This is a genomic window from Corallococcus exercitus (assembly GCF_003611585.1).
Lineage (GTDB): Bacteria > Myxococcota > Myxococcia > Myxococcales > Myxococcaceae > Corallococcus > Corallococcus exercitus.
In genome coordinates this window covers 1-2,852 of the sequence record NZ_RAVW01000692.1, presented here as the reverse complement: position 1 = coordinate 2,852, position 2,852 = coordinate 1, and the positions used below count along the sequence as shown (strand labels likewise).

Annotated in this window: 2 protein-coding genes; one reads left to right on the top strand and one right to left on the bottom strand. The window is 65.8% G+C overall.

What is annotated here, in order from left to right; translation table 11 throughout:
* The first annotated feature begins 812 nt into the window (after positions 1-812).
* Positions 813-1,394 carry a sce7726 family protein gene (locus D7W79_RS40930; RefSeq protein WP_120530607.1) on the top strand — a complete coding sequence of 194 codons (582 nt, stop codon included), beginning with the start codon at positions 813-815 and terminating at the stop codon, positions 1,392-1,394.
* Here D7W79_RS40930 and D7W79_RS40925 read toward each other — a convergent pair.
* Positions 1,300-2,418 (bottom strand): beta family protein, encoded by a 1,119-nt coding sequence (locus D7W79_RS40925; RefSeq protein WP_158617181.1) that lies wholly within the window; start codon positions 2,416-2,418, stop codon positions 1,300-1,302. The genes D7W79_RS40930 and D7W79_RS40925 overlap by 95 nt on opposite strands.
* Positions 2,419-2,852: the final 434 nt, after the last annotated feature.

The following is a 2,852-nucleotide window of genomic DNA, read 5'->3' as shown; positions in this document are numbered from 1 at the left end:
GGCGGGAGGGCCGCTGACGGGTGCCGCCGAGCTGTGCGCCAGGCCGAGGAAGAGGCGGTGCAGCCTGCTTTGGGCACACGCCAAACCAGACACCCCTCCAGCAAGGGGGCAGCAGGGGGCGTGAGCTTCAGGAGCAGCGCGATTGCTTGAGCCTCAACACCCCGCCAATTGCGGTGGGCCCTGTGCTGGGGCCCGCTTCACAGGCCCAGAGGGCAGTCCCAGGTGCTCCAGAATGGCGCTCACCCCACAGGGAGCTGTGTCAGGTACGCCAGCACCCGACGCCTGCCGCCACACCTCACGCAGGCCCACACGTCCAGCGCGAACGTCCTGCGTAGCAGCCCCGCGAAAGTCCAATCGTGGCGTGCACTGCTTCTTCGGCTCCTCCACCGTCGCGGCAAACGACGGGCTCTTCTCCTCCGGCTCCGCCTTCTCTTGGGGGAGCGGGGCTGTCGCGGGTGCTGAGCGACGTGCCGGTGCGGACCGGCTAACCTGGAGGCCCAGGCGGGCGTCTCCTCCCTCACGGGCGCCTACGCGCGCCTGGAGGGCGGGGCGAGGATCCGGCAGAATCTGGGCCTCTTCGGTTTCGCGGAAGCTAACGGGCACGAACGGATGGCCGGCATCGGCGCCCGCTGGACTTTCGGCCTGCAGTGCTGGCGGCCCGCTCTTGACCGCCGGAGTGGGCCGTCGCGTGCGGGGTTGGTCGCCCGCCTGGGACATGGGTGACCAAGTTTTCATCCTGTAGGGGGACAGTGAACTTCGCGACGCTGAAGGTTATCGCTCATCCCGGGGTTGTTGAACTATGAGGGCTGAGTATGCGCGATATCGATGTCCGCACCGCACTGCTGCGGGACCTGCGCGCCGCCCATGCAGGCGAGTCCGACACGCTTATCCTGGACGAGCTTGGGTTGGAGCACGGCGATGTTCGCGTGGATGTCGCCGTCGTTAACGGTGAACTGCACGGGTACGAACTCAAGAGCGATCGCGACACCTTGGAGCGACTGCCGCGCCAAGTGACGGCGTACAGCGCTGTACTGGACAAGGCGACGCTGGTGGTGGGGCGGAAGCACCTCGAAAAGGCCCTGGTGCTCATCCCGGAGTGGTGGGGCGTGCTGGCGGCGACAACCCGTGATGACGGCACGGTGGCCGTCGAGGTCCACCGTGCTCCTCGCCCCAACCCAGAGCAGCAACCGCTCTCCGTCGCGCGGTTGCTCTGGCGTGACGAGGCGCTCCGGTTGTTAGAGGACATCGGGGCCGCTGCTGGTGTCCGCAGTAAGCCCCGGCCCGTCCTCTACGAGCGCCTTACGGCGTCGCTCCCCCATGACCAGTTGAAGAACCGGGTGCGGCTGGCGCTGAAGTCGCGGACGCGATGGCGATCTGACGAACGACGAACGTGAGGTGGTGGTTCGTTCCGACGCGCCGCCACGTCTCAGGGTTGCCGGGCTTCTCGGTGCCTGTCGCGCAGCCGGCGATGTACCTGTCACCCTCGCTGAAGCCTGCCCCCATGAACTCGGGCTGGGCGATCAGTTGCTGGCACAGGCCGATGAATCCCGCGCCACCGTTCTTCTTAAAGTTGACGCCCTTGAAAATCAGCCACTCAGCGTCGGCTGTGTACCGGATGTTCTGCGGCGTCTTGAGGACGCGCGGGTCAATCTCCGCAAGGGTCGTGAAGGAGATCCCGTAGTCGGCGAACGTGGGCTTGCGGGTCCCGGGAGCAAGGCGCGAGCAGACCTGCCGCCAGAGCAGCCAGTCCACGCGCGGCGTCCGTCCGATAGCGCCAACGGTGAATGCCCCAAGGGTCTCCGGGAAGGCGCAGCTCGCCAGCGTAAGCGTTCGCCACGTGGGCAGGTGCGGAAGCGCCGCGAGGAGAATCGGGACGCTGGCGACGTAGGCTTGCACCGCACCCGAGTCGACGTCCTCCAGATCGATGAGCAGGTCCAACATGCTCGGCGTGAGCGAGAGTTGGCCAGCACGGCTGGTCAACAGGGCCGGCAGATTGGGCGAGAAGAAGTGGTCTTTCACGATGCGCAGCATCGCGCCGCGCTGGTCTTTCGCTGAGGCGCCAGCGACGGCCGCGATTGAGGCCGGGTCCGCCGTCGACACGAGCACGGGGATGAGCTTCAGCCCCTTGCTGCGGGCGAGGTCGAAAAGGCACGTGATAGGGCTTCGGCCAGCAGGGTCGCCTTCGACGGCGTCGCTCAGGTCCGCCGTCTCCACGTCGACGAAAAGGGGCCGGTCCGTGCCCCAGTACTTGACCAGGTTATCGACCGTGGAAGTGAGGTGGGCGAACTCCGTCTTCTTCGCCACGTCATCGTCCCAGTTCCAGTCGACGGGCGGCACCTCAATGACTGGCGTAAGTCCTGCCAAGTCGTTCGGGTACAACTCCTTCAGCGCGCTGTACTCTCCGCGCTTCCCTTTCAAGATCGGAACGTAGTGTGAGTGCGTGAACAGGACATCCCCCGTTGTCTGATGGCGCCCGCAAAGACAACGCTTAAGGGTTTTCATATCAACTGAGTCGAAGCGGCCCCCTCCGTGGGTTGTATATGTGCAGGTTTGCGTTTTAGGCAGGGAAGGTTGGTCTTCCGCCGCGCGAGGCCTGGATTCGGTGTGTGTGCCTCGGCCCTGGGCCGTGTAGTCGCGAACGCATAGGACGAATGGGAGGGGTGTTGAGGGTGAGGGCTGATGCAGAGGGGTCGAGGAGGGCCGCTGACAGGGGCCGCCGAGCTGTACCTGAGGGATCCCCTCATATAGCGAGTTGATCAGCGTGCGTTCGCCCGGTCGCTGCGTGCGACGGCACTGGCACCCGGGCAGAGAAGCAGGCCACCATGACGCGCAAGGTGGCCATCGACGAAGAG

Excerpts from the sequence above, each read along its gene's own strand:
- D7W79_RS40930 (WP_120530607.1), top strand. The coding sequence starts at position 813 with ATGCGCGATATCGATGTCCGCACCGCACTGCTGCGGGACCTGCGCGCC.